The 25,062-nt window shown below is 74.3% G+C and carries 21 protein-coding genes and 1 pseudogene; 14 read left to right on the forward strand and 8 right to left on the reverse strand.

Annotation, left to right across the window (positions count from 1 at the left end):
* Positions 1–95 precede the first annotated feature (95 nt).
* Both treY and FH715_RS08945 read left to right on the forward strand, forming a co-directional pair.
* A complete protein-coding gene (gene treY / locus FH715_RS08940; protein WP_139642622.1) occupies positions 96–2,513 on the forward strand; it encodes a malto-oligosyltrehalose synthase in 2,418 nt (805 codons plus the stop codon).
* 280 nt (positions 2,514–2,793) lie between these two features.
* Positions 2,794–3,693 (forward strand): lytic polysaccharide monooxygenase auxiliary activity family 9 protein, encoded by a 900-nt coding sequence (locus tag FH715_RS08945; protein WP_139642625.1) that lies wholly within the window; start codon positions 2,794–2,796, stop codon positions 3,691–3,693.
* A gap of 180 nt (positions 3,694–3,873) precedes the next feature.
* Here the strand turns inward: FH715_RS08945 and FH715_RS08950 are convergent, their stop codons facing one another.
* The gene (locus FH715_RS08950; RefSeq protein WP_139642628.1) at positions 3,874–4,440 is read right to left on the reverse strand and encodes an FHA domain-containing protein; all 567 of its coding nucleotides are present in this window, start codon (positions 4,438–4,440) and stop codon (positions 3,874–3,876) included.
* Between the two features lie 230 nt (positions 4,441–4,670).
* Here FH715_RS08950 and FH715_RS08955 point away from each other — a divergent pair, with 230 nt between their 5' ends.
* Both FH715_RS08955 and treZ read left to right on the forward strand, forming a co-directional pair.
* A complete protein-coding gene (locus FH715_RS08955) occupies positions 4,671–5,606 on the forward strand; it encodes a GNAT family N-acetyltransferase (protein WP_139642631.1) in 936 nt (311 codons plus the stop codon).
* A gap of 62 nt (positions 5,607–5,668) precedes the next feature.
* Entirely contained in the window at positions 5,669–7,417 is a 1,749-nt protein-coding gene (gene treZ, locus FH715_RS08960) for a malto-oligosyltrehalose trehalohydrolase (protein ID WP_139642634.1), read from the forward strand.
* 64 nt (positions 7,418–7,481) lie between these two features.
* Here treZ and msrB read toward each other — a convergent pair whose 3' ends face one another.
* From msrB to FH715_RS08980, 4 genes are all read right to left on the reverse strand, one after another.
* Positions 7,482–7,889, reverse strand: a complete 408-nt coding sequence (msrB, locus tag FH715_RS08965) for a peptide-methionine (R)-S-oxide reductase MsrB (protein ID WP_139642638.1) — start codon at positions 7,887–7,889, stop codon at positions 7,482–7,484.
* Positions 7,890–7,937: 48 nt separating this feature from the next.
* Entirely contained in the window at positions 7,938–9,332 is a 1,395-nt protein-coding gene (gene murC, locus FH715_RS08970) for a UDP-N-acetylmuramate--L-alanine ligase (RefSeq protein ID WP_139642640.1), read from the reverse strand.
* Positions 9,333–9,412: 80 nt separating this feature from the next.
* Positions 9,413–9,880 (reverse strand): indole-3-glycerol phosphate synthase, encoded by a 468-nt coding sequence (locus tag FH715_RS08975; protein WP_139642644.1) that lies wholly within the window; start codon positions 9,878–9,880, stop codon positions 9,413–9,415.
* A gap of 136 nt (positions 9,881–10,016) precedes the next feature.
* On the reverse strand, positions 10,017–10,856 hold the full coding sequence (locus FH715_RS08980) for a dihydrofolate reductase family protein (RefSeq protein WP_139642647.1): 840 nt from the start codon (positions 10,854–10,856) through the stop codon (positions 10,017–10,019).
* A 66-nt stretch (positions 10,857–10,922) separates the two neighbouring features.
* Here FH715_RS08980 and zapE point away from each other — a divergent pair, with 66 nt between their 5' ends.
* The 3 genes and pseudogenes from zapE (at position 10,923) to FH715_RS08995 (ending at position 14,411) form a co-directional block, all read left to right on the forward strand.
* Positions 10,923–12,002, forward strand: coding sequence for a cell division protein ZapE (zapE, locus tag FH715_RS08985; protein ID WP_281290723.1), 1,080 nt, complete (start codon positions 10,923–10,925; stop codon positions 12,000–12,002).
* A 225-nt stretch (positions 12,003–12,227) separates the two neighbouring features.
* Positions 12,228–13,515: pseudogene (locus FH715_RS08990) on the forward strand (MbnB/TglH/ChrH family RiPP precursor modification enzyme).
* A gap of 5 nt (positions 13,516–13,520) precedes the next feature.
* On the forward strand, positions 13,521–14,411 hold the full coding sequence (locus tag FH715_RS08995; RefSeq protein WP_246108654.1) for a TIGR04222 domain-containing membrane protein: 891 nt from the start codon (positions 13,521–13,523) through the stop codon (positions 14,409–14,411).
* Positions 14,412–14,434: 23 nt separating this feature from the next.
* On the opposite strand, the gene hemQ is transcribed toward FH715_RS08995, so the two are convergent.
* The 3 genes from hemQ to hemE form a co-directional block, all read right to left on the reverse strand.
* Positions 14,435–15,145 (reverse strand): hydrogen peroxide-dependent heme synthase, encoded by a 711-nt coding sequence (gene hemQ / locus FH715_RS09000; RefSeq protein WP_139642652.1) that lies wholly within the window; start codon positions 15,143–15,145, stop codon positions 14,435–14,437.
* Positions 15,142–16,554 (reverse strand): protoporphyrinogen oxidase, encoded by a 1,413-nt coding sequence (gene hemG / locus FH715_RS09005; RefSeq protein ID WP_139642655.1) that lies wholly within the window; start codon positions 16,552–16,554, stop codon positions 15,142–15,144. The genes hemQ and hemG overlap by 4 nt, the downstream gene beginning before the upstream one ends.
* A gap of 133 nt (positions 16,555–16,687) precedes the next feature.
* A complete protein-coding gene (hemE, locus tag FH715_RS09010) occupies positions 16,688–17,719 on the reverse strand; it encodes a uroporphyrinogen decarboxylase (RefSeq protein ID WP_246108643.1) in 1,032 nt (343 codons plus the stop codon).
* 90 nt (positions 17,720–17,809) lie between these two features.
* Between hemE and FH715_RS09015 the strand changes: the two genes are divergently transcribed.
* From FH715_RS09015 to FH715_RS09045, 7 genes are all read left to right on the forward strand, one after another.
* On the forward strand, positions 17,810–18,442 hold the full coding sequence (locus tag FH715_RS09015; protein ID WP_170184677.1) for a DUF3000 domain-containing protein: 633 nt from the start codon (positions 17,810–17,812) through the stop codon (positions 18,440–18,442).
* A 189-nt stretch (positions 18,443–18,631) separates the two neighbouring features.
* The gene (locus tag FH715_RS09020) at positions 18,632–19,291 is read left to right on the forward strand and encodes a response regulator transcription factor (protein ID WP_122399705.1); all 660 of its coding nucleotides are present in this window, start codon (positions 18,632–18,634) and stop codon (positions 19,289–19,291) included.
* An 87-nt stretch (positions 19,292–19,378) separates the two neighbouring features.
* Complete coding sequence (locus tag FH715_RS09025) at positions 19,379–20,638, forward strand: HRDC domain-containing protein (RefSeq protein WP_139642660.1); 1,260 nt, start codon at positions 19,379–19,381, stop codon at positions 20,636–20,638.
* Positions 20,639–20,763: 125 nt separating this feature from the next.
* The gene (locus FH715_RS09030) at positions 20,764–21,975 is read left to right on the forward strand and encodes a thiolase family protein (RefSeq protein ID WP_139642663.1); all 1,212 of its coding nucleotides are present in this window, start codon (positions 20,764–20,766) and stop codon (positions 21,973–21,975) included.
* 46 nt (positions 21,976–22,021) lie between these two features.
* Positions 22,022–24,148: a 3-hydroxyacyl-CoA dehydrogenase NAD-binding domain-containing protein gene (locus tag FH715_RS09035; protein ID WP_139642667.1), complete on the forward strand. Its 2,127-nt coding sequence runs from the start codon at positions 22,022–22,024 to the stop codon at positions 24,146–24,148.
* A 10-nt stretch (positions 24,149–24,158) separates the two neighbouring features.
* Positions 24,159–24,578 (forward strand): NYN domain-containing protein, encoded by a 420-nt coding sequence (locus FH715_RS09040; protein ID WP_139642670.1) that lies wholly within the window; start codon positions 24,159–24,161, stop codon positions 24,576–24,578.
* 74 nt (positions 24,579–24,652) lie between these two features.
* Positions 24,653–25,057 (forward strand): VOC family protein, encoded by a 405-nt coding sequence (locus tag FH715_RS09045; RefSeq protein ID WP_139642672.1) that lies wholly within the window; start codon positions 24,653–24,655, stop codon positions 25,055–25,057.
* The last annotated feature ends 5 nt before the right edge of the window (positions 25,058–25,062 follow it).

Here is a 25,062-nt window from a genome sequence, read left to right on the forward strand (position 1 = left end):
GGATCAAGGAAGCCTACTGTGGCACGTCCCGGCCACGCAGCAAGATCCCACATCCCCCGCGCTTGCCCGCCCCCGGCCCGGGGCAGGCGCATCTCATGACGTCCCCAGCGGTTCCCACGTCAACGTACCGGCTCCAGCTGGGTCCTGACTTCCCGTTCGCCGCCGCCGAGCGGACGGTTCCGTACGCGGCGTCGTTGGGCGTCTCCCATCTGCACCTCTCCCCCGTGCTGGACGCCGTCCCCGGCTCCGAGCACGGCTACGACGTCGTCGACCACGGCCGCGTGCGCCCCGAGCTGGGCGGCGAGGAGGGGCTGCGGCGCCTGGCGGCGACCGCCCGGGACCACGGGCTCGGGCTGGTGGCGGACGTGGTGCCCAACCACATGGCGCTGCCCGCCGACACCCGGCTGAACGGGCCGCTGTGGCAGGTGCTCAGGGACGGGCCGACGTCACCCGCCGCGCGGTGGTTCGACATCGACTGGGAGGCCGGCGGCGGCCGGCTGCTGCTGCCGGTGCTCGGGGGGCCGTTGGGCGAGGAACGGGAGCGACTGTCGGTGGTCGACGCTACGCTGCGTTACGCCGATCACGTGTTCCCCCTCCGCCCCGGCACCGAGGAGCTGCCCCTGGCCGATCTGTTGGACGCCCAGCACTACCGCCTGGCCTGGTGGCGGCTGGGCCGCAGCGAGGTGAACTACCGGCGGTTCTTCACCGTCAGCGACCTGATCGCCATCCGCGTCGAGGACCCCGACGTCTTCCGGGCCAGCCACGCGCTGCTGCTGCGCCTGATGACCGAAAGGGTGATCGAGGGACTGCGGGTGGACCACCCGGACGGGTTGGCCGACCCCGGCGCCTATCTCACCCGGCTGCGCGAGGAGACGGGCGCCTGGATCGTCGCGGAGAAGATCCTCGGCTCCGGCGAACAGCTGCCCGGCGGGTGGCCGATCGCCGGCACCACCGGATACGACGCGCTGCGGCACCTGGACGCCCTCTTCGTCGACGCGCGCGGCTGGGGCGAACTCACGGAGCACTACCGGGCGTTCACGGGCGCCCCGCCCGACCAGGGCGGCGCTTGGGAGGCCACGGTGCGCCGCGCGGCATACCGCATGATCAACCACGAGCTGGTCGCCGAGCGGGAGCGGCTGGTGCGGGTCGCCAGGCGGATCTGCCGCTCGGTGGACGGGCTGCGCCACCGCGACCACGCGCCGTGGGCGCTGCGCACCGCGATCACCGAGCTGCTGGTGCGGCTCCCGGTCTACCGGCCCTATGTCACCGCCGACGCGCCGCCGTCGCCAGTCGACGAGGCGCTGCTGGCCACGGCCGCCGACGGTGCCAGGGCGGCGTTCCGGGTGCCGGCCGAGGCGTCGGCCGTGGCCACGGTGCGCGACCTGGTGCTGGGCCGCTTCGGGGAGGACACCGACCGCGCGGACTTCCGGGTGCGCTTCGCCCAGGTCTCCTCGGCGCTGCGCGCCAAGGCCGTGGAGGACACCGCCTGTTACCGCTATGCCCCGCTGCTCTCGGCGGCCGAGGTCGGCGGCGACCCCGGCGCGCCCGCGCTGCCGCCCGCCGCCTTCCACGCCTTCTGTGCCCGGACGCAGCGCGACTGGCCCCGGACGGGCACGGTGTTGTCCACGCATGACACCAAACGCAGCGGCGACGTACGAGCCGCCCAGGCGACGCTCAGCGAACGGCCCAGAGACTGGGCCGCGTTGGTCACCCAGCTCACCGAGGCCACCGCGGCCACCGGGGTGCGCGCCCCCGATCCGCACCTCGCGTGGACCACCTGGCAGCAGGCGTTCGCGCTGGGCGCCCCGGAGCGCGAACGGCTGCTGGCCGCCCAGCTGAAGACCGTGCGCGAGGCGGCCCTCCACACCAGCTGGACCGAGCGCAACGAGGAGTACGAGGCGGCGGTCGAACGCTTCGTGCTGGCCGGGCCCTGCGGCCAGCCGTTCTCGCGACTCGCAGACTTCGCCGCCGAGTTGGCGCCGGCCGTCCGGGCCAACGTGCTCGGGGCCGCGTTGCTGCACCTCACCATGCCCGGTGTACCCGACGTCTACCGGGGCAGTGAGGGCCACTATCTGGCCCTCGTCGACCCCGACAACCGCACACCGCCCGCCCTGCCCACGGACCGCCTCGCCGACTGGGACGGCGAACCACCCGCCCTGGCGGACGACCTGTCCACCGCGAAGTCGCGGCTCACCGCGACGGCGCTGCGGCTGCGGCGCGCGCACCCGGAGTGGTTCGGCGAACGGGCCGGCTACCGGCCGCTGTCGGCCGAGGGCCGGGCCGCCGACCACTGCGTGGCGTTCGCCCGCGCCGGCCGGGTCGTCACCGCCGTCACCCGGCTCTCGCACCGTCTGGCGGCCGAGGGCGGCTGGGGAGGGACGACGCTCGCCCTTCCCCCCGGCACCTGGCGCGACGCGCTCGACGGGCGGCGGCACGAGGGACGGGTGGGGTTGGCCGAGCTGTTCGCCACCGCGCCGGTGGCGCTGCTGGTCGCCGCCGAGAGCCAGGACTGAACGGCCTGCGCCCCCATCCCTGGGAGCGCTCCCGAGAGCGCGGGACCGGAGGACGGCCGACGTGGGCGGCTGGCCACCGCGCCGCCCACGCGCCCGCCCTGGGCGCGCCACAAGCCCCGGAACAACTCCCCACGGCGGGAGGGACGCCGGCGGGAACGGATGGCGCACGCGTCTTTACACGCGACCGAGAGGCACGTTACCTTCCAGAACTGGGAGCGCTCCCACTCATGGCTCCCGTCACGGTCACCCCCACCTCATCACGGCGAAGGGACGCAACGCGATGAGCGACCAGAGGAAGCACCGCCTCCGCGGGATCGGGCTGCTCACGGCAGCAGCCACCCTGCCCGCCATGGCCGCCGTGGTGTTCACCGGCGGCAGCGCCGCGGCCCACGGCGCCCCGATGGACCCCGGCAGCCGCACCTATCTGTGCTGGAAGTACAGCGTCGGCGAGAACGGCGCGGTCGAACCCACCAACCCGGCCTGCGCGGCGGCGCTGGAGGCGAGCGGCGCCAACGGGTTCTACAACTGGTTCGCCGTGCTGCGCTCCGACGGCGCCGGCCGCACCGAGGGCTTCATCCCCGACGGGGAGCTGTGCAGCGGCGGCGCCACCGTCTACGACTTCTCCGGCTTCGACATCCCGAGCGAGGAGTGGCCCACCACCCATCTGACCTCGGGCGCCGACTGGGAGTTCACCTACAACCCCTGGGCCCACCATCCGGGGACCTTCCACCAGTACGTGACCGTCGACGGCTGGGACCCCAACGCGCCGCTCGGCTGGGACGACCTGGAGGACGCGCCGTTCCACTCCGAGACCGACCCGCCCTACCGGGGCGGGGTGGGCGACGCCGAGTCCGAGTACTACTGGGACGCCCAGCTGCCCGAGGGCAAGGAGGGGCGCCACATCATCTACACCGTCTGGGAGCGCTCCGACAGCGAGGAGACCTTCTACGGCTGCTCGGACGTCGTCTTCGACGGCGGGAACGGCGAGGTCACCGTCCCCGGCGACGACACGGCCGCCTCCCCCGAGGCGATGACGGCGTTCACCGCGCCCGTCGACGCGCGGGAGACCGGCGCGCACGACGCACACGCGGGGCACGCCGCCCACTCCCCCGACTCGGGGGCGACGGGCACCTCCGCCCTGGCCGTGCTCCAGGGCTTCCTGCCGGGCGCGGCCGGCTGACCAGCCGGCCCCGGCCGGCGATACTCCGGCCTGCCGCCTCACCTCCCAGCCCCCGCTAGAGGCGGCAGGCCGGCTCAGGCCCCCGCCCGGGCACGCGCGACGCCCGGGCGCGAGGGGCCCATGCGGGCCCCGAAGGGCGCCGTGCGTAAACGGCCGGTGCCCGGGCGCGAACGGCCGCCCTCAGTCCGTGGGTTGACGGTCGGCCAGCCGGTAGGACACCGCGCCGAAGCGGACCTGGTCGCCCGGGCGCACCGGAACGTTGTCGGCAACCCGGCGCCCGTTGACCCAGGTGCCGTTGGCCGAGCCGAGGTCGCGCAGTGTCCAGCCGGTCGGGGTGCCGCGCAGCTGGGCGTGGTAGCGGGAGACGCTGGAGTCGTTGAGGCGCAGCCCGGAGCCCGCCGCGCGGCCTATCGCCAGCGGCTTCGGCCCGGGTGCCGGAAGCACCAGTTCGGGCAACTGCTCGGCGCGCCAGGCGAGTCGGACCCGGTGGTGGAAGGCGGAGAGCCGGGTGACCGAGTCCAGCAGCCATCCCCTGTGCGGGGGCGCCGGCTCGCGGTGCGGCAGATCGCCGACCACCTCGGCCAGTTCCTCCGGATGCCGGGCCGCCATGATCAGTTCGATGCGGCGCACCAGCGTGTCCGGCGAGATGCGCCCCTCGGCCATTCCCTCCTTGAGCACGTCCATGGCCTTCTCCCGGTCCGCGTCGGAGACGCGCGGGCGTTGGGCCTCGGAGTCGTGCGTGGTCATGTTGCGGATTCTCGGTGAAGTCCCGCCCGGCTGTCCAGAATCGCCCTCGCGGGGTACGGTGTCGCCGACGCCCAGGAAGTCGGCCGCCGTGCGGCCACCCGGACGAGAAGGGAGGCGTTGACGATGCATGACGACACCACTGTCTGTCGCGTCCCGCGCCTCCGCCCGTCCAGCACCGGGCGTCCCAGCGACTGAGGCGAGCGCGGGGCGTTCCTCCCGAAGGGAACCCCGTGACCGCACTGGTCATCCGTCCGCTCGCCGAAGGCGAGACCGCGGACGTCTTCCGCTCACTCACCCCTGCCGTACCCGACACCGCGCTGGTCGGCCGCTCCCTGCTGCCGTATCCGAGGAACCTGTTCGAACTCGCCTCCGCCGGCGGCGAGTACCGTCCCGGGTGGAGCTGGGTCGCCCTGCGCGACGGCGTGGTGGTGGCCCGCGCGGCCTACTGGGGCGCGCCGGCCGACGAACTCCCCAAGGTGCTGGAGCACTTCGACTTCCTGGACCACGCCGACGGCGTCGCGCTGCTGCGTGCCGCCCCGTTCGACGCCGAGTACGAGCTGCTGCTCCCGTCGGGCTGGCGGGACGACCCGGCGGCGCGCCGGGCCGCCGAGCGCCGGATGGCGGCGGCGGAGGAGGCCGGGTACCGCCGGCTGACCGAGCGCTTCCGCTACACCTGGACGACGGAGTGCGGGCTGCCCGAGCGGCCGGGGCGGCTGGTCTTCCGGCCCGAGCCCGACGACGACGTGGTCCTGGACGTGCTCGCCCGGGTGCACAGCGACACCCGGGACCACCACGCCCTGCGCGCCATCGAGGCGGGTGGAGGCCCGGAGGCGGCGGCACGCGGGGAGTTGGCGTTCATCCGATGGTGTCCCTCGCCGCGCGAGTGGCTGCGGCTGGCCTACACCGAGGAGGGTGAGCTGGTCGGCATCCAGGTGCCGGCGCACAACCCGAGCGGCCCCTGTGTCGGGTTCATCGGCGTGGTGCCCGAGCAGCGGGGCCATTCCTACGGCTACGACCTGCTGGCCGAGTGCACGCACACGCTGGTGGCCGAGGGCGCCGAACGGATCGCCGCCGCCACCGACGTGGGCAACGTGGGGATGGCCGCCTCGTTCGCGCGGGCAGGTTATCCGATCACCCTGCATCGTTACTGCCTGGTGCGGGGCTGACGGCACCCGACTCCCCGGCGGGGGGTCTGGCCCCCGGGGTGGGTGGCGCCCAGCATGGACCCATGCTCTTCGAGGTCTGGGCGCCACGAGCCCGTGAGGTCACGCTCCGGTTGGACGGCCGGCCGCATCCGATGCGGCCGGCCCACGGCGGCGAGGGGTGGTGGGAGGCCGAGGCGCCGGCCGCGCCCGGCGCGCGCTACGGGTTCGCGCTGGACGGGGGCGAGCCACTCCCCGACCCGCGCGGGCGCGCGCTCCCCGACGGCCCGGAAGGGCTGAGCGCCGTCGTTGACCCGGCGCGCTTCGACTGGCACCACGCCTGGCCGGGGCGCGCGCTGGCGGGCGCGGTCCTCTACGAGCTGCACGTGGGCACCTTCACGCCGGCCGGCACGTTCGACGCGGCGACCGAACACCTCGCCCACCTGGCCGAGTTGGGCATCACCCACGTGCAGCTGATGCCGGTCTGCCCGTTCCCCGGGGTGCACGGCTGGGGGTACGACGGGGTGGCGCCCTGGGCCGTGCACCAGCCGTACGGGGGGCCTGAGGGGCTGGCGCGCTTCGTGGACGCGGCGCACGGGCACGGTCTGGGCGTGGTGCTGGACGTGGTCCACAACCACCTGGGCCCCTCGGGCAACCGGCTGCCCGCGTTCGGCCCCTACTTCACCGAGCGCCACCACACGCCCTGGGGAGCGGCGGTCAACCTGGACGGCCCCGGCTCCGACCAGGTGCGTTCCTACTTCGTCGGCAGCGCGCTGGCGTTTCTGCGCGACTTCCGGCTGGACGGGCTGCGGCTGGACGCGGTGCACGCGCTGGTCGACGACCGCGCCGAGCACGTGCTGGCCGAACTGTCGGCGGCGGTCGACGCGTTGGCCGAGGCGGAGCGGCGGCCGATGTTCCTGGTCGCGGAGTCGGACCGGAACGACCCGCGCACCCTCGCGCCCCGCCACGCGAACGGCCTGGGGGTGCACGCCCAGTGGAACGACGACTTCCACCACGCGCTGCACAGCGCGGCCACCGGCGAGGCGCAGGGCTACTACGCGGACTTCGCGCGCGCCCCGCTGACCGCGTTGGCCAAGACGCTGACCGGTGGCTTCTTCCACGACGGCGGGTACTCGTCGTTCCGCGGGCGGCGGCACGGCAGGCCGTTGGCGCGCGGGACGGTCCTCGGGCACCAGCTGCTCGGGTACGCGCAGACCCACGACCAGGTGGGGAACCGCGCGCTGGGCGACCGGCTCGCCGCGCTGCTGGGGCCGGAGGCGGTGGCGCCGCTGGCGGCGCTGGTGCTGTGCGGGCCGTTCACGCCGATGCTCTTCATGGGCGAGGAGTGGGGCGCCACCACGCCCTGGCAGTACTTCACCGACCATCCGGACCCGGCGCTGGCGGCGGCGGTACGGGACGGGCGGCGACGGGAGTTCGCCGCCCACGGCTGGCCGGCGGACCGGGTGCCCGACCCGCAGGACCCGGCGACCCGGGACCGTTCCGTACTGGACTGGGACGAGCCGGTACTGGACCCGGCGAAGGCGGCGCTGCTGGAGTGGTACCGACGGCTGATCCATGTGCGCCACCGCCATCTCCCGCCGGACCTGCCGCTGTCGGCGGTGCGCTGCGAGGCGGACGAGGCGGCGCGCTGGCTGGTGCTGCACAACGGCCCGCTGACCGTCGCCGTCAACCTGGCGGAGGACGCGGCGTCCCCGCCGCTGGGCCCGGGAACGTTCACCACGCTGGCCGCCAGCCACGGCGAGGAGCGGTCGGAGCCCTCGGACGGCGCGCTGGCGCTGCCGGCCGGCGGCGCCCAGGTGCTGCTGCGGACGTGAGGGCGCGACACACGCGCCCCGCGGGCCCGGCCGCGGGCGGCCGGGCCGTGGGGCGCGTGACCGGCTAGCTGGTCGGCTCCAGGCGGACGGCGATGGAGTTGATGCAGTACCGCAGGTCGGTCGGGGTGCCGTAGCCCTCGCCCGCGAAGACGTGGCCGAGGTGGGAGCCGCAGGTGCGGCAGAGCACCTCGGTACGCGGGCGGCCGGGCAGCGAGTCGTCGGACCTGGTCTCGACGGCCTCGCTGTCCGCCGGGTCGAAGAACGAGGGCCAGCCGCAGTGCGACTCGAACTTGGTGTCCGAGCGGAACAGCTCGGCGCCGCAGGCACGGCAGTGGTAGACGCCCTCGGTCTTGGTGTCGGTGTACTCACCGGTGAACGCCCGCTCCGTGCCCGCCTGGCGCAGCACCCGGTACTCCTCGTCGGACAGCTGGGCGCGCCACTCTTCGTCGGACTTCTCGACCTCGTAGGCCATGGTTCTCCTCCGTGTTCTTCCGTGGGGGCCGGGTGACGCCGGGGCGCCTCAGACCGCGAGGCGTCCCAGGACGAGCGGACCCAGCTCGGTGACGTCGCCCGCGCCCATGGTGAGAACGAGGTCACCGGGGCCCGCGATTCCCGCGACGGCGTCCGGAACCGCGCTCGCGGCGGCGACGGGGGTGACGTCGGCGCCGTGGTGGCGGGCGGCCTCGATGATCAGGTCGCTGGTCACGCCGGGGATCGGGTCCTCCCTGGCGGGGTAGATGTCCATCACCAGGCTGGCGTCGGCCAGGGCCAGCGCCTGTCCCATCTCGGTGCCCAGCTCCTGGGTGCGGCTGAAGAGATGCGGCTGGAAGACGACCAGCACCCGCCCCTCGCCGGCGCCCGCCCTGATGGCCTCCAGGTCGGCGGCCATCTCGGTGGGGTGGTGCGCGTAGGAGTCGATGACCCGCACGCCGCCCGCCTCTCCCTTGAACTGGAGCCGGCGGCGCACCCCCGTGTAGCTGGCGAGCGCGCGGGCCAGCCCGTCGGCCGGCACGCCGGCGGCGACGCCGGCGGCCAGCGCGGCGACCGCGTTGTGCGCGTAGTGGCGTCCGGGCACCGAGACGCCGAAGGTCAGCGTGCGACCGCCGAGTTCGACGGTGACCTCGCTGGTCAGCCCGTCGGGCCGCAGGTCGGTCACGCGCACGTCGGCGTCCTCGGCCTCGCCGTAGGTGACCAGGTTCAGCCCGGGGCGGCCCGCGAGCCTGGCGGTGAGCTTGCGGGCGCCCTCCTGGTCGGCGTTGATCACCAGCGTGCCGTCGGGGCGCACCCGGTCGACGAAGGTCTCGAAGGAGTCGTAGATCTCGTCCATCGACGCGTAGTTGGCGTGATGGTCCAGCTCCACGTTGAGGATGATCGCCACCTCGGGGCGGTAGTGGTGGAAGCTGCGGTCGCTCTCGTCCGCCTCGGCGACGAAGAGGTCCCCGGTGCCCTGCTCGGCGTTGGAGCCGGGGGCGTCCAGGTCGCCGCCGATCGCGTAGGAGGGCGAGAGGCCCAGCGCCGTGAGGGCGACGGCCAGCATCGAGGTGGTGGTCGTCTTGCCGTGGGTGCCGGCGACGGCGATGGCGCGGGTGTCCGCCATCAGCGCGGCCAGCGCCTCGGCCCGGTGGACCACGGGCAGCCCGCGCCCGGCGGCCTCGGCCAGCTCCGGGTTGTCCTCGCGGATGGCGCTGGAGACCACCACGCAGGTGGCGTCGTCGGCGAGGTGCTCGGCGCGGTGGCCGACGTGCACGGTGACGCCGAGGGCGGTGAGGGCGGCCACCGTCTCGGAGGCGCGGGAGTCGCTGCCGGCGACAGCGGCGCCGCGTCCGGCCAGCAGTTTGGCGATGCCCGACATGCCGGCGCCGCCGACGCCGATGAGGTGCGGTCGTTCCATGCCGGGCGGGATCGCCGTGGTCATTCGTCAGTCTCCCTGCTAGACGCGTTGGCTGCCCGATTCTCGCACCCGCGCCCGGGGAAGCCGCGCAGGCCGGCGCCCGGCTACTCGGTGTGCGCGAAGAGCCGCAGCACCGGCACGCCGACGCGGTGGCGCGCGCGGGAGGCCCAGTCGCGGTGGAACAGCTCCTCGACGTAGTGCGGCGCGGTCAGCACCACCACCTCGTCGGCGCCCGTCTCGCGCACCACGGAGGCCAGCACCGCGAGGGGGCGCTCCTCGACCAGCTGGCCGACGGCGTCGGCGCCGCTGTCGCGCAGCGCGTCCAGCGACAGTTCGAGCCCGCGCGCCGCGGGGGGCACCGCCGCCCCGCCCACCGGCTCCCTCGGCTCCCTGACGGCGTCGCCCAACTCGCCGAGCGCCACGTCGTCCAGCGCCCGCAGCAGCTGGTCCTGGTCGCCGCGCGGCTGCATCAGCACCACGAAGGACTGCTCCTCGTCGCCGTGCAGGGTGGTGACCAGCTCGGTGTCGGTGGGCACCAGGGGTTTCTCGATCATGAGGACAGTCGTGATCACGCTCTGCGCCCTTCGTCGGCCGGTCCGCGCTCCCCGTCGGCGGAACGCCGTGCTGAGACGGCGCCGCGCCCTTTCAGTCTGCCCACACCAGAATAAGCGGAACGTCACATTCCGCAGATTGTCAGACCCTCCCGAGTCAGTCCTCGGTCCCCACGGGCCCCGGCGGCTCGGCGGCTCGGTAGCGGTGGAAGAGAAAACCGTCCTCTTCCAGCAGGTCGGTGAGGTGGAAGTCGAGGGGCGAGGGAAGCTCGGGCCCGGTGGTGATCCGGGGCGCCGCGCCGAGTGCGATCCGGGGCGCGACCGTCAGGCACAGCTCGTCCAGCGCCCGCGCGCCGGCGAACGCGCCCAACACCCGGGGCCCGCCCTCGGCCAGCAGCCGGGTGAGCCCGCGGGCGGCGAGGCCCGCCCTGATCCGGTGCGGCTCCGCCGCGGCCCCCTCGCCGGCGACGACCACCTCCACGCCGGCGTCGGCCGCCGCGGCCAGCCGCCCGGTCGGCGCCCCGGCCCCGGTGAACACCAGGGTCGGCACCGAGGGCGCGGCGAAGAGCGGCGCGGTGAAGTCTAGGTCGAGGGCGGCGGAGACCACCGCGATCGCGGCGGCCGGCGCCTGCCCCGCGGCGGCCCGCCGCTCCGCGAACTCGGCGCGCACCCGCGCCGGCCGGTACCCCTCGCTCCGGACGGTCTCGGCGCCCACCACCACGGCGTCGGCCAACGCCCGCAGCACGCCGAAGATCCGCATGTCGGCCGGCCCGGAGAGCGGCTGGGAACGGTTGCCGTGATGGGCCGCGCCGTCCGCCGAGGCGACCATGTTCGCCCGCACCCAGCAGCCGTCGGCCGCGACGGGCGCCGGGTAGGCGTACGCCTCGGCCAGCTCGGCGAGCCCCGGCGTGGGCAGCGCACCGGGGGGCGCGGGGGCGTGCGGGGCGGCGGGCGGGGCGCCCGAGGGGGCGGGGGGCGGGGGAAACAGCCGGCGCATGGGGCGCAGTCTGGCACAGCGGTGCCGCACGGCCCGGGCCACCCGTCTGGCGTAGAATCGAAGACCGTGTCCACCCCCAGCGCACCCCAGCCGACCAGCCACGAGGGCGAGCCGCCGGCGCTCAGCGCCCGTTCACCCCAGGTGCCGGCCGAGCGGCTGGTGGCCGAGATGGTGCCGCCGCCGCGCTTCGACACGGTGCGCTTCGACACCTATGTGCCCGACCCCGCCCAGCCCAGCCAGCGCACCGCGATCAAGGCGCTGGAGGACTTCGCCGGCACCCTCGGCGGAAGCGCGACCAGAGGCGCGCGGCGCGGGCTCTTCCGCGCGCGCTCCCGCAGGAGCGAGCCGGCCGGGCCGCGCGGGATCTATCTGGACGGCGGCTTCGGCGTCGGCAAGACCCATCTGCTGGCCTCCCTGTGGCACGCGGCGCCCGCGCCCCCCGAGCGGAAGGCGTTCGGCACCTTCGTCGAGCTGACCAACCTGGTCGGCGCGCTCGGCTTCCAGCAGACCGTGCGCACCCTCGGGGGCCACCAGCTGCTGTGCGTCGACGAGTTCGAGCTGGACGACCCCGGCGACACGGTGCTGATCTCCTCGCTGCTGTCGCGGCTGGTCGACGAGGGCGTGGCGCTGGCCGCCACCTCGAACACGCTGCCCGGCAAGCTCGGCGAGGGGCGCTTCGCCGCCGCCGACTTCCTGCGCGAGATCCAGGGGCTCTCCGCGCACTTCAGGGCGTTGCGGGTGGACGGCGACGACTACCGGCACCGGGGCCTGCCCGAGGCGCCGGCGCCCCGGCCGACGGACGAGGTGGTCGCCGCCGCGCGGGCCACCGAGGGCGCGACGCTGGACGACTTCTCCACCCTGCTCGCACATCTGGCACGCGTGCACCCCAGCCGCTACGGCGCGCTCTGCGACGGGGTGGGCATGGTCTGCCTCACCGACGTGCGGCCGGTCGCGGACCAGGCCACGGCGCTGCGGCTCGTGGTGCTCGCCGACCGGCTCTACGACCGGGAGGTGCCGGTGCTGGCCTCGGGCGAGCCGTTCGACCGGCTCTTCAGCGAGGAGATGCGGCGGGGCGGCTACCGCAAGAAGTACTTCCGCGCCATCTCCCGGCTGACCGCTCTCGCCAGGGACGCGCACAGGAACTGACCCCGCCCGGTCCTCTTCTCTCCCCATCCGGTCGCCAACCGGGCGCCGCCCGGCGGGGGTTCGGGCGCGCGCCGGGCGGCGTTCGGGCGGGAAAGCTCAACTCCGCCTCAGCTCAGGCTCAGAAGTACCTCAAATCGTTCGCACCCCCCGGTTGCCCCGCCCAGCCTGGGGGATGAGCGAGTGCACGGACGGCCGGTGGGGGCCGGGGCACAGGGGAGGTTGTCCATGGGGGCGGACGCGAGGCTGGGGCTGGGGATCGGCTGGCGACCGGAGTTGGCGGAGTCCATCGAGGCGTTGACCGGAATCGACTGGGTCGAGGTCGTCGCGGAGAACATCTGTGTCGACGGGCTCCCCGCGGCCCTGGAGCTGCTCCGCGCCAGGGGCACCACCGTGGTGCCACACGGCGTGGGCCTCGGCCTCGGCGGCGCCGAACGCCCCTCGCCCGCACGGCTGGTGCGGCTCGCCTCCGTCGCGGAACGACTCAGGTCGCCGCTGGTCACCGAGCACATCGCGTTCGTCAGATCGGGCGGCGGGCTGACCGGCACGCCGTCCGTCGAGGCCGGCCACCTGCTGCCCGTCCCCCGCACCCACGACGCGCTGGACGTGCTCTGCGCCAACGTGCGCATCGCCCAGGACGCGCTGCCCGTGCCGCTGGCGCTGGAGAACATCGCGGCCCTCGTCTCCTGGCCCGACGAGGAGCTGACGGAGGCGCAGTTCCTCGGCGAGCTGGTCGAACGCACCGGCGTGCGGCTGCTGATCGACGTCGCCAACCTGCACACCAACCACGTCAACCGCGGCGAGGACCCCGCCGAGGCCCTGGCGGACCTGCCGCTTGAGGCGCTGGCCTACGTCCATGTCGCCGGCGGCGTGGAACGGGACGGAGTGTGGCACGACAGCCACGCGCACCCCGTCCCGCCCCGGGTGCTGGAGGTGCTGCGCGAGCTGTGCGCGCGGGTCGTGCCACCGGGCGTGATGCTGGAGCGGGACGCGGACTTCCCCTCGACGGGCGAGCTGGCCGGCGAGCTGGCGGCGATCCGCGCGGTGGTCCAGGCGGAGGTGGCGCGCCATGGCTGAGCCGCCCGAGCTGCTGGCGGCGCGGCGCCGGCTGGCCGCCGCGCAGGACGCGCTGCTCGCCTCGCTGGTGGGCGGCGCGCCGCCGCCCCCTGGCTTCGACCGGGACCGACTGCACGTGCAGCGGCGGGCGTTGGTCGCCAAGCGGGCCGCGGTGCTGGCGAAGGTGGCGCCCGAGCTGCCGGAGATCCTGGGCACCGCCTACCGCCCCGCCGTCGTCGCCCACGCGGCCCGACAACCGCTGAGGGACGGCTACCGGCCGGACGCGATCGCCCTCGTCCGGGGGCTGCTGGGCCCGGAGCCCGGCCTCGCGCTGGACCACGAGACGCGCCGGCGACTGACCCGCTGGCTCGCGGAGCACGAGCCCCCCACCCGCGGAACCGGCGCGCTGCGCCGGGCGGTCGGGGGCATGAGGCCGCGTGCGCGGCGGAAGGAGAGGTGAGCGCGATGACATGGCTCGCGTTGACGATCGTCCCGGGGGTGGTGGCGCTGCTGTCCCTGCTCCAGGCGGGAAGGCGGCGGTCCGGCTCCCGGCCGAGCGCCCCGGTGACGGCGAAGCCGGGAGTCGGCACCCTCGCCGAGGCCGCGTTCCTCGCCGGCGGCCCGAAGAGGGTCGCCGACACCGTGCTGGTCGCCCTCTGGGAGGACGAGCGGGTGACCATCGAGAACGACGAGATGCGGGTGGTCAGGCCCGTGGCCAGGGACCCGCTGGAGCGGGTCGCCATGGGCAGCGTCGGAGAGAGCTGGGGCGTCCCGCTGAAGCGGGTGCGGGCCGACATCCTCGCCTCCCGCGCCCTGCGGGACGTCGCCGACGGGCTGGTGGCCAGGGGGCTGATCTACCCGCCCGAGGAACGCGCCGCCTGGGAGCACGCGATCCGAAGCGCGCGCCTGATGGCCGGCCTCGCGCTGCTCGCCGCGCCCCTCGCGCTCGCCAACATCGACACCGGCTCGACCCCCGCGTTGTCCGGCGCGCTGCTCGGCTTCGCGCTGGGCGCGGCGGCCCTGCTCGGCTCCTGGGTGCTGGCGCCCCCGTCGAGCGCCCTGCCCCCGCTCGGGTACGAGACACTGCGGCAACTCCGCGAGCAGCGGCCCCCGTTGGTCGACAGCGAGGCCGGCCTGGTCGCGCTGGGCGGGGTGGCGGTGCTGAGCAGGAAGCTGCGCCGCTCGCTGAAGAGCGCCGCCGTCGAGGGCGGCCAGGCACACACCAGCTCGTCCACCGGCTGGGCCGTCGGCTGCGGCTCGGTCGACGCCGGCTCCGGTGGCGACTCGGGCGGCGGGGCCTCCGGCTGCGGCTCCAGCTGCGGCGGAGGCGGCGGCTGTGGCGGGGGCGGCGGCTGAACGGGCCGCCGCCGACCGACCGCTCAGGCCAGCCCGGCCACCAGCTCGGCCAGGGACCTGCGGCGCCCCGTATAGAAGGGAATCTCCTCCCGCACGTGCTGCCGCGCCTTCGAGGCCCGCAGATGGCGCATCAGGTCGACGATCCGGTGCAGCTCGTCGGCCTCGAAGGCCAGGATCCACTCGTAGTCGCCCAGCGAGAACGAGGCGACCGTGTTCGCCCGCACGTCCGGATAGCCCCTGGCCATCTTGCCGTGCTCGGCCAGCAGCCCCCGCCGCTCCTCGTCGGGGAGCAGATACCAGTCGTAGGAGCGGACGAACGGGTAGACGCTCACGTAGTCGCGCGGGGTCTCGTCGGCGAGGAACGCCGGGATGTGCGACTTGTTGAACTCCGCGGGCCGGTGCAACGCCATGTTGGACCAGACCGGCTCCAGCCGCCGGCCGAGCGCGGTGCGGCGCAGCAGGTTGTACGCCCGCTGGAGCGCGTCCGACGTGGGCGCGTGCCACCAGACCAGCACGTCGGCGTCGGCCCGCAGCCCCGAGACGTCATAGGTGCCGCGCACCACCACGTCCTCGGCCGCCAGCCGCTCGAAGAGCGCCTCCACCTCGTCCGCCAGCCCCGACCTGTCCTCGGGCAGCGCGTCCCGCAGCCGGAAGACCGACCACAGGGTGTAGCGGATGGTGTCGTTGAGTTCCTTGGCGCGCTTGCCGGTCGGCTTCTCGGGTGCGTTCGTCATGACGCCCATTCTCCCGACTCGCCGCGCGGCCCCGTCGGCAGGGTGCGCAGCAGCTCGGCCGCCGCCCGCTCGGCGCCGCCGACACACGCCGGCACGCCCACCCCGTCGTAGGCCGCGCCGCACAGACCGAGGCCGGGCAGCGCCGCGAGGTAGCCGCGCACCCGCGCGATCCGCGTGTCGTGGCCGACGGTGTACTGCGGCAGCCCCTGCCGCCAGCGGGTGACCACGCGGTCCACGGGCGTCGCGCGCAGCCCGGCCGCCTCTCCCAGGTCGTCCAGGGCCACCCGCACCAGATCGGCGTCGTCCCACGCCAGCGGGGACTCCTCGCCGAAACGGCCGACCGAGGTCCGCAGCACGAACAGGCCGGGGTCGGCGGCGGCTGCCCAGTCCCACTTGGCGCTGGTGAAGGTCGCCGCCTTGATCGTCCGCCCCTCGACCGCCGGCACCAGGAAGCCGCTGCCGCGCGGCAGCGTGGCCAGCTCGGAGCGGCGGAAGGCGAGCGTGACGATCGCCATCGAGGCGTACTCCACCGCCCCCAACTCCCCCGCCGCCGCCGGAGCCTCGGCCGCCAGCAGCCGCGCGGCGGCCGGCGCCGGCACCGCGAGCAGCACCCCGTCCGCGACCAGCGAACGGCCGTCGTCCAGCGCGGCGGCCCAGCCGCGCGCCGTGCGGCGCAGCCCGGTGACGCCGACGCCGGTCTCGATCACGGCCCCGCGCCCCGCCACGTTCTCCGCGACGGCGGCGGCCAGGGTGCCGACGCCGCCCTCGATCCCGACGAAGACCGGCGCCCGCGCGGCCTCGGGCGAGGGCGCCGGGCGCAGGGAACGGACGGCGGCCAGCAGCGAGTCGTGCGCGCGCACCGCCTCGTAGAGCCGGGGCACGGAGGACCGCAGCGAGATCCGGTACGCGTCGCCGGCGTAGACCCCGCCCAGCAGCGGGTCCACCAGCCGGTCCACCACCTCGCCGCCCATCCGCTCGGCGACCAGCGCCCCGATCCCGACGTCCTCGTTGACCCGCAGCGGCGGCAGCTCCGCGTCCCTGGCGATCCGGGCGAGGCCCGCGTCGGAGAGCACCCCGGCCAGCGCCGCCGCGCTGTCGGGCACCCCCATCACCTGGCCGCGCGGCATCGGCCGCAGATCGCCTCTGGTCCAGATCGCCGCGCTGGTCACCGACGGCGGTCGCAGCGCGTCCCCGAGCCCGACGGCCTTGGCGAGCTCGGTCGCCTCGGGGCGTCTGGCCAGCAACGACTCGGCGCCCAGGTCGACCTGGACGCCGGCGATCTGCCCGGTGCGGAGTTTGCCGCCCAGTCGGCGGTCGGACTCGACGACGGTCACCCGCACGCCGGCGGCCAGCAGCCGATGGGCGGCGGCGAGCCCCGAGATCCCGCCGCCGACGACGATCACATGCATGGCACTACTTTCCCAGACCGCCCCGACCGCCCGTCCCGCGAGGGCCCTTCACCCCGTCAGAAACGCCCGGAACCCGCCGTTCGGAAACCCGGGGCCCCGGAAGAGAGGCCCCTGAGATCGTCTCGGCCCAGCGCTAGCGCGCCGTCCGCTCGTGCACATAGGCCGTCAGCCGGGTCAAGGCGTCCGGGTCGGTGTCGGGGAGCACGCCGTGGCCGAGGTTGAAGACATGGCCGGGCAGACCCTTCGCCGCGGCCAGCACCCGGTCGGTCTGCTCCTCGACGGCGGCGGTCGGCGCGAAGAGCACCGCCGGGTCCAGGTTCCCCTGGAGCGCGTACCCGGGGCCGACCCTGCGGGCCGCCTCGTCCAGCGGCACCCGCCAGTCCACGCCGATCATGTCCGCGCCGGCCTCGGCCAGCAGCGGCAGCAACTCGCCCGTCCCGACGCCGAAGTGCACGCGCGGCACCCCGTGGTGCGCCACCGCGTCGAAGATCCGCTTCGAGGCCGGCAGCACCGAGCGCCGGTAGTCGGCCGGCGCCAGCGCGCCGACCCAGGAGTCGAAGAGCTGCACCGCGGAGGCGCCCGCCTCGATCTGCACGGACAGAAACGTCGAGGTGATCTCCGCCAGCCGGGACAGCAGCGCTTCCCACAGCTCCGGGTCCCCGTACATCAAGGCCTTGGTGTGCTCGTGGTTCTTCGAGGGCCCGCCCTCGACGAGATAGCTGGCGAGCGTGAACGGCGCGCCGGCGAAGCCGATCAGCGGGGTGTCCCCCAGCTCCGCCGTGGTCAGCCGCACCGCCTCCGTGACATAGGAGACGTCCTCGGGCGTCAGCGGGCGCAGCCGCTCCAGGTCCGCGCGGGTGCGGAACGGCTCGGCGACCACCGGGCCGACGCCCGGCTTGATGTCCAGGTCGACGCCGATCGCCTTGAGCGGCACCACGATGTCGCTGAAGTACACCGCCGCGTCGACGCCGTGCCTGCGCACCGGCTGGAGGGTGATCTCGGTGACCAACTCCGGCCGCGTGCAGGAGTCCAGCATGGCGATGCCCTGCCGCACCTTGCGATACTCGGGCAACGAGCGGCCCGCCTGGCGCATGAACCACACGGGGGTGTGCGGCACCGGCTCACGGCGGCACGCCTTCAGAAACACGGAGTCGGTCACAGTCACGGAAGAAGTCTCGCACGGCACACGGTTGGGCCCGCTCCCCCGGGTGTGGCTACCGGCGGCGGACCGCTCGGGCGCCTAGGGTTACCGGCCATGGCAGCGTCACGCACTCACACGGCGGAGGAGTCGGCGGAGATGAGCGACCCCGGGGCTGGGGCACCGTCCACGTTCCGACAGGCGGTGGCGGCGCTCGACGCGGTCCGCCCCAGGCCGGAGGTCACGCTCTCCCCGCTGCCCCCGCCCCGTCGCCTCGCCCCGTACGCGCACGCGATGGGCGCCTCGGTGACCGAGGGCGGCGAGGAGCTGGCCGACGGCCGTTTCGTCCTCCTGCACGATCCGGCGGGCGACGAGAGCTGGGGCGGCGAGTTCCGTGTGGTCACGCTGGCCAGGGCCGACCTGGAGCCGGACGTGGCGGGCGACCCGCTGCTGCCGGAGGTGGCCTGGTCCTGGCTGACCGAGGCCCTCTCCGCCAGGGCGCTGCCGCTCGACCTGCCCAGCGGGACGGTGACCAGGGCGGACTCCGCCTTCTTCGGCGGTCTCGCGGAGCGCGAGGGCAAGGCGGAGCTGGAGCTGCGCGCCTCGTGGACCCCGGCCGGCCCGGGGGACGCGGCGGGTCATCTCCTCGCCTGGTGCGGGCTGTTGGCGCAGTGCGCGGGGCTGCCGCCGGAGTCCAGCGGCACCCCGGTGACGGCGCTGCCCCGCCGGCGCGGACCGCGGCCGAGCTGACCCGTTCGCGGGGCGCCCGGTGACACGCCGGCTGTCAGGGCGGTGAAGCGGAATCACCGGTTCGTGATCATCCCTAAAGGCGCCGGAGCTTCGTGCCGAAGAGGTCTGTGACCCTTCCATCCGGATCGCCCCGACTCCTCACCTTACGACGGGTCGGGTTCCTTCCCACACCACTTCCCGGGAGGCCCGGTGTCTGTTCTCCTTGAGCACCCCGCAAGCCTGGTCGCCTACCGCCCCAACAAGCCGACCGCCATGGTCGTCGTGGCCGACCCCCGCGTCCGTTCCACCGTGACCCGCCATCTGTGGGCTCTCGGGGTCAGGGACGTGATCGAGGCGTCGTCCATCGCGGAGGCCCGTCCCAGAGTCGCGAACCCCCGCGACATCTGCGTCGCCGATGTCCACCTGCCCGACGGTTCGGGCCTTACCCTCCTCTCCGAGACCAGGGCCGCCGGCTGGCCCAACGGTCTGGCTCTCTCCGCCGCCGACGACATCGGCGCGGTGCGCAACGCACTCGCCGGTGGAGTCAAGGGCTACGTGGTCACCGGCACCCGTAACAACCTGGGCCCGCCCACCCGCCACGGCGCGGCGCACATCGGCGCCGCCGCCCGGATGCACCGCCGACAGCCCGGAGCCCCCGCCCACCAGGGCGGATTCCGCGAGCTCTCGGGCCGCGAGGTCGAGGTGCTGCGACTGGTGGCGGAGGGCCAGTCGAACAAGGCCATCGGTGTCTCGATGGGCCTCTCGGCGCTCACCGTCAAGAGCCACCTGGCCCGGATCGCCCGCAAGCTGGGCACCGGGGACCGCGCCGGCATGGTCGCGGTCGCCCTGCGCACCGGCATCATCCACTGACCCCCGCTCTCGGCGCGCGCCCCCAGGCGTGCGCCGGGGGCGCGGGCGACACGTTGTACTCCATGAGCGCACAGTTACCCTTGACAGGTGAGCGACGCCCAACAGATCACCGAGTCAACGTCTGAAGTGCCCTCCCAGGAGGCCGCCGGCCCCGCGCCGGTACCGCTGCTCACGCCCCGGGAGGGCGTCCCCCCGGTGGTCGCCGACGAGGCCGCGCTCGACGCGGTGGTCTCCGCCCTGGCCGAGGGCTCCGGCCCGGTGGCCGTGGACGCGGAACGCGCCTCCGGCTACCGCTACGGGCAGCGCGCCTACCTGGTGCAGTTGCGCCGCGAGGGCGCCGGCACCTCGCTGATCGACCCCGTCGCCTGCCCCGATCTCTCCGCGCTGGGCGAGGCCGTCTCCGACGCCGAGTGGGTTCTCCACGCGGCCACCCAGGACCTGCCCTGCCTACGCGACATAGGCATGCGTCCCACCCGCCTCTTCGACACCGAACTGGCCGGCCGGCTCGCCGGGTTCGCCCGGGTCGGCCTCGGCGTGATGGTGGAGACCGTCCTCGGCTACAGCCTGGAGAAGGGCCACTCCGCCGTCGACTGGTCCAGCCGCCCGCTGCCCGACCCCTGGCTGCGCTACGCGGCGCTCGACGTCGAGCTGCTGGTCGACCTGCGGGACGCGCTGGAGGAGGAGCTGGGCCACCAGGGGAAGCTGGAGTGGGCGCTGGAGGAGTTCGCCGCCATCGCGGCGGCCCCGCCCCCGCCGCCGCGCAAGGACCCCTGGCGCCGCACCTCGGGCGTGCACAAGGTGCGCAGGCGGCGGCAGTTGGGCGTGGTGCGGGAGCTGTGGGAGGCGCGGGACGAGACGGCTCGTCGCCGGGACCTCTCCCCCGGCAAGGTGCTCGCCGACGCGGCGATCGTCGCCGCCGCGCAGGCCATGCCGAAGGACACCAGGACGTTGGCCGCGCTGCCCGGCTTCGGGCACCGCACGAACAGACGCCAGCTCCAGCAGTGGCAGGCGGCGATCGACCGGGCCAGGGAGCTGCCCGAGGAGGAGCTGCCGCAGACGGCGCAGCCGCCGCAGGGCCCCCCGCCGCCGCGCGCCTGGGCGGAGCGCGACCCGGTCGCCGCCGCCCGGCTGACGGCGGCCCGCGCCGCCGTCACGGCGCACGCCGAGGAGCTGAGGATGCCCCAGGAGAACCTGCTCACCCCCGAGTTGGTGCGCCGGGTCTGCTGGGAGCCGCCGGCCGACGGCGGCCCGGAGGCGGTCGGCGCCGCGCTGCGGGCGCTGGGCGCCAGGGAGTGGCAGATCGGGCAGACCGCCGGGCTGCTGGCGAAGGCGCTCTCCGAGTCCTGAGCCGGGCTCCGCCCGTCACCGAATGTGATCTGCGCCCCGTGCGGAGGGCGGCACTTGCCTGACGGTTACCCGCTAGTAGCATGGGCGCAGGATCGCAATGTCTCGGCGTGGAGAGAGAGGGCATCGTGCCGCGTACCGCTAGGGACGTCGTGTTCGTCGACGGCGTCCGTACCCCGTTCGGCAAGGCGGGTCCCAAGGGGATCTACCACGAGACCCGCGCCGACGACCTGGTCGTCAAGTGCGTACGGGAGCTGCTGCGGCGCAATCCGCAGCTCGCGCCCGAGCGGGTCGACGACGTGGCCATCGCCGCCACGACACAGATCGGTGACCAGGGTCTGACCATCGGCCGCACGGCCGCGCTGTTGGCCGGGCTGCCGCAGTCCGTGCCCGGCTACTCCATCGACCGCATGTGCGCGGGCGCGATGACGGCCGTGACCACGAGCGCCGGCTCGATCGCGTTCGGCGCCAGTGACATCGCCGTCGCCGGCGGTGTGGAGCACATGGGCCGCCACCCGATGGGCGAGGCGGTGGACCCCAACCCGCGCTTCGTCTCGGAGAAGCTGGTGGACGAGTCCGCCCTCTTCATGGGGATGACGGCGGAGAACCTGCACGACAGGTTCCCGCACCTGTCCAAGGCGCGGGCCGACGAGTACGCGGTGCGCAGCCAGGAGAAGGCGGCGAAGGCGTACGCGGACGGCAAGGTCCAGCCGGACCTGGTGCCGGTCTCGGTGCGTCGCACCGAGGGCGAGGGCGAGCTGGGCTGGGGCCTGGCCACGGCGGACGAGCCGATGCGCCCGGGCACCACGCTGGAGGGCCTCGCGACGCTCAAGACCCCCTTCCGCCCGCACGGCCGGGTCACGGCGGGGAACGCGGCGGGTCTCAACGACGGCGCCACCGCCTCGCTGCTGGCCGCCGAGGACGTCGCGACCGAGCTGGGACTGCCGGTCAAGATGCGGCTGGTCTCCTTCGCCTTCGCCGGTGTCGAGCCCGAGGTGATGGGCTTCGGCCCGATCCCCGCCACCGAGAAGGCGCTGGCCAAGGCCGGCCTGTCGATCGACGAGATCGGCCTCTTCGAGATCAACGAGGCGTTCGCCGTCCAGGTGCTGGCGCTGCTCGACCACTACGGCATCGCCGACGACGACCCCCGGGTCAACCAGTACGGCGGCGCCATCGCCTTCGGGCATCCGCTGGCCTCCTCCGGGGTGCGGCTGATGACGCAGCTCGCCCGGCAGTTCGAGGACCAGCCGCACGTCCGCTACGGGCTGACCAGCATGTGCGTCGGCTTCGGCATGGGCGGCACGGTCATCTGGGAGAACCCGCACTGGGAGGGCGCGTGAGCGCGCTTTCGGCACCCCGGTCGAGCGAGAAGGCGAAGGAGTCACAGTGAGTACCGCTGAGCAGCTGCGCGGAGCGGCCGAGAGCTTCCCCGACGAGGTGGTCACCCAGGCGCACGTGCGCCATCTGGAACTGCCGCACGGCGCGGGCCGGTTCGCGCTGATCACCCTGGACAACGGCTTCGACCACAAGAAGCCCACCACCTTCGGCCCCCGGTCGCTGGCGAACCTGGACGCGGCGATCGACCAGGTCGCCGCCGAGGCGGACGCCGGCGAGATCGTCGGCGTCGGCCTGACCGGCAAGCCGTTCGTCTTCGCCGTGGGCGCCGACCTCAAGGGCGTCGAGGTCATCTCCGAGCGGGAGCAGGCGCTGGCCATCGGCTCCAGCGGCCACGCGATCTTCCGCCGGCTCGGCGGGCTGGCCGTGCCGACGTTCGCCTACTACAACGGCGCCGCCCTCGGCGGCGGCGTCGAGGTCGGGCTGCACTGCGACTACCGCACGGTCTCCGCGACGCTGGGCGCGTTCGGGCTGCCGGAGGTCTTCCTCGGCCTGCTGCCCGGCTGGGGCGGCTGCACCCTGCTGCCGAACCTGATCGGCGCGGAGCGCGCGGTCCGCGTGATCGTGGAGAACGCGCTCAACCAGAACCGCATGCTGTCCGGTCCCCAGGTCTACGAGCTGGGCATCGCCGACGCCCTCTTCGAGGCGGCGGACTTCCTGGAGCAGTCGCTGCTGTGGACCTCCGCCGTGCTGCGCGGCGAGATCGAGGTCGAGCGGCAGGACCCGGACCGGGGCGAGGCCTGGGACCAGGCCGTCGCCAGGGGCAGGGAGATCGCCGACGAGAAGGTGCACGGCGCCGCCCCGGCCGCCTATCTGGCGCTGGACATCATCGCCCAGGTGCGCAACGGGGACCTGCGGGCCGGTTTCGACGCCGAGGCCCGCGCCCTGGCCGACCTGATCATGAGCGACGAGCTGCGCAGCGGGCTCTACGCGTTCAACCTGGTGCAGCGCCGCGCCAAGCGCCCGGTGGGCGCTCCGGACAAGTCGCTGGCCCGCAAGGTGACCAAGGTCGGGATCGTGGGCGCGGGGCTGATGGCCTCGCAGCTGGCGCTGCTCTTCGCGCGACGGCTCCAGGTGCCGGTGGTGCTCACCGACATCGACCAGGAGCGCGTCGACAAGGGCGTCGGCTGGGTCCACGAGCAGCTGGACATGCTGCTGCTGAAGGGCCGGCTCAACCAGGACCAGGCGAACCGGCTGAAGGCCAACGTCACGGGTTCGCTGGACAAGGCGAGCGCCTTCGCGGACGCGGACTTCGTGATCGAGGCCGTCTTCGAGGAGATGGGCGTCAAGCAGCAGGTCTTCGCCGACCTGGAGGCCGTGGTCCCCGAGCACGCCATTCTGGCCACCAACACCTCCTCGCTGTCGGTCACGGAGATGGCCTCCCGGCTGAAGCGCCCCGAGCGGGTGGTGGGCTTCCACTTCTTCAACCCGGTCGCGGTCCTGCCGCTGCTGGAGATCGTCCGCGCCGAGCGGACCGACGACGCGTCGCTGGCCACGGCGTTCGCCGTCGCCAAGGAGCTGAAGAAGTCGGCGGTGCTGGTCAAGGACGCCCCGGCGTTCGTCGTCAACCGCATCCTGACCCGGTTCATGGGCGAGGTGCTGGCCTCCATCGACGAGGGCACTCCCGTGGAGGTCGCGGACAACGCGCTGGCGCCGCTGGGCCTGCCGATGTCGCCGATGGTGCTGCTCGAACTGGTGGGCCCGGCCGTGGCGCACCATGTGGCGGGCACGCTGCACGAGGCGTTCCCCGAGCGGTTCGGTGTCTCGGAGAACCTGGGCCGGGTGGTGGCCGCCGGCAAGCGGACGCTCTACGACCACTCCGGCGGCAAGCCGGAGTTGGATCCTGAGGTGGCGGCGCTCTTCGAGGTCGGCGACCGGGTGCTGTCGGAGGAGCAGGTGCGGACCCGCGCGCTGGACGCGATCGCCGAGGAGGTCGGGCTGATGCTCGACGAGGGCGTGGTCGCCGAGGCGCAGGACATCGACCTGTGTCTGATCACCGGCGCCGGCTGGCCGTTCCATCTGGGCGGGATCACCCCCTATCTGGACCGGGCCGGGGTCTCCGAGCGGGTGCTCGGGCGCAGGCTGTTGGCGCCGGGGGTCGCGAGCCTGCCGCAGTAGAGTCCGTGGAGTGACGGACGGAGAGACGAAGCGCGCGGCGCCCGACCCGGTGGACCCGGGGCGGGCGCCGCTGCTGTTGGTGGACGGCGCCAACGTGGTGGGCTCGGTGCCCGACGGCTGGTGGCGGGACCGGCGGGGTGCCGCCGAACGGCTGCGGGACCGGCTGTCGCGCCGGGGCGGCGACGAGGAGCTGGTGCTGGTCGTCGAGGGCAGGGCGCGCGGGGTGGAGTCGCTGCCGGGGGTGCGGGTGGTCTCCGCGCCGGGCAGCGGGGACGACACGATGGTGGAGCTGGTGGCGGCCGAGGGGGCGGAGCGGAGATGCCTGGTGGTCACGGCGGACCGGGGGCTGCGGGACCGGGTGCGGGCGCTGGGCGCCGAGGTCGTGGGGCCGCGTCAGCTTCTCGCCGAAGTTTCACCTGACGGGCTGTAAGTTTTCACCGGGTGGCCGGTATGTTCTCCCAGAGGCCACCGCGAACGATGGTGGCAGAGTGAAAAGGGAGCGCTATGGCGACCATGATTTTCGTGAACCTTCCGGTGAAGGATCTCGACAAGTCGAAGGACTTCTTCACCAAGCTCGGATACTCCTTCAACCCGCAGTTCACGGACGGCAACGCCGCCTGTCTGGTGATCAGCGACACCATCTTCGCGATGCTGCTGACGGAGGAGCACTTCAGCACCTTCACCAAGAAGCAGATCGCGGACACCGCCACCCACCAGGAGACGTTGATCGGGCTGAGCGCCGACAGCCGGCAGGCCGTCGACGAGCTGGCCGACCGCGCCCTGGCCGCCGGTGCCACCGCGGCCGGCGACGCCGTGGAGCTGGAGGGCATGTACGGCCGCAGCTTCTTCGACCTGGACGGCCACCACTGGGAGGTCACCTGGATCGACCCGGCGACCGCGCAGGCCTGACGGCC

The organism is Streptomyces sedi (assembly GCF_006335015.1).
Lineage (GTDB): Bacteria > Actinomycetota > Actinomycetes > Streptomycetales > Streptomycetaceae > Streptomyces > Streptomyces sedi.

Bases quoted from the DNA above. Each gene is read 5' to 3' on its own strand.
- treY (WP_139642622.1), top strand. From the start codon at position 96: ATGACGTCCCCAGCGGTTCCCACGTCAACGTACCGGCTCCAGCTGGGT.
- FH715_RS08945 (WP_139642625.1), top strand. From the start codon at position 2,794: ATGAGCGACCAGAGGAAGCACCGCCTCCGCGGGATCGGGCTGCTCACG.
- FH715_RS08950 (WP_139642628.1), bottom strand. From the start codon at position 4,440: ATGACCACGCACGACTCCGAGGCCCAACGCCCGCGCGTCTCCGACGCG.
- treZ (WP_139642634.1), top strand. From the start codon at position 5,669: ATGCTCTTCGAGGTCTGGGCGCCACGAGCCCGTGAGGTCACGCTCCGG.
- msrB (WP_139642638.1), bottom strand. From the start codon at position 7,889: ATGGCCTACGAGGTCGAGAAGTCCGACGAAGAGTGGCGCGCCCAGCTG.
- murC (WP_139642640.1), bottom strand. From the start codon at position 9,332: ATGACCACGGCGATCCCGCCCGGCATGGAACGACCGCACCTCATCGGC.
- FH715_RS08980 (WP_139642647.1), bottom strand. From the start codon at position 10,856: ATGCGCCGGCTGTTTCCCCCGCCCCCCGCCCCCTCGGGCGCCCCGCCC.
- FH715_RS08995 (WP_246108654.1), top strand. From the start codon at position 13,521: ATGACATGGCTCGCGTTGACGATCGTCCCGGGGGTGGTGGCGCTGCTG.
- hemQ (WP_139642652.1), bottom strand. From the start codon at position 15,145: ATGACGAACGCACCCGAGAAGCCGACCGGCAAGCGCGCCAAGGAACTC.
- hemG (WP_139642655.1), bottom strand. From the start codon at position 16,554: ATGCATGTGATCGTCGTCGGCGGCGGGATCTCGGGGCTCGCCGCCGCC.
- FH715_RS09015 (WP_170184677.1), top strand. From the start codon at position 17,810: ATGGCAGCGTCACGCACTCACACGGCGGAGGAGTCGGCGGAGATGAGC.
- FH715_RS09045 (WP_139642672.1), top strand. From the start codon at position 24,653: ATGGCGACCATGATTTTCGTGAACCTTCCGGTGAAGGATCTCGACAAG.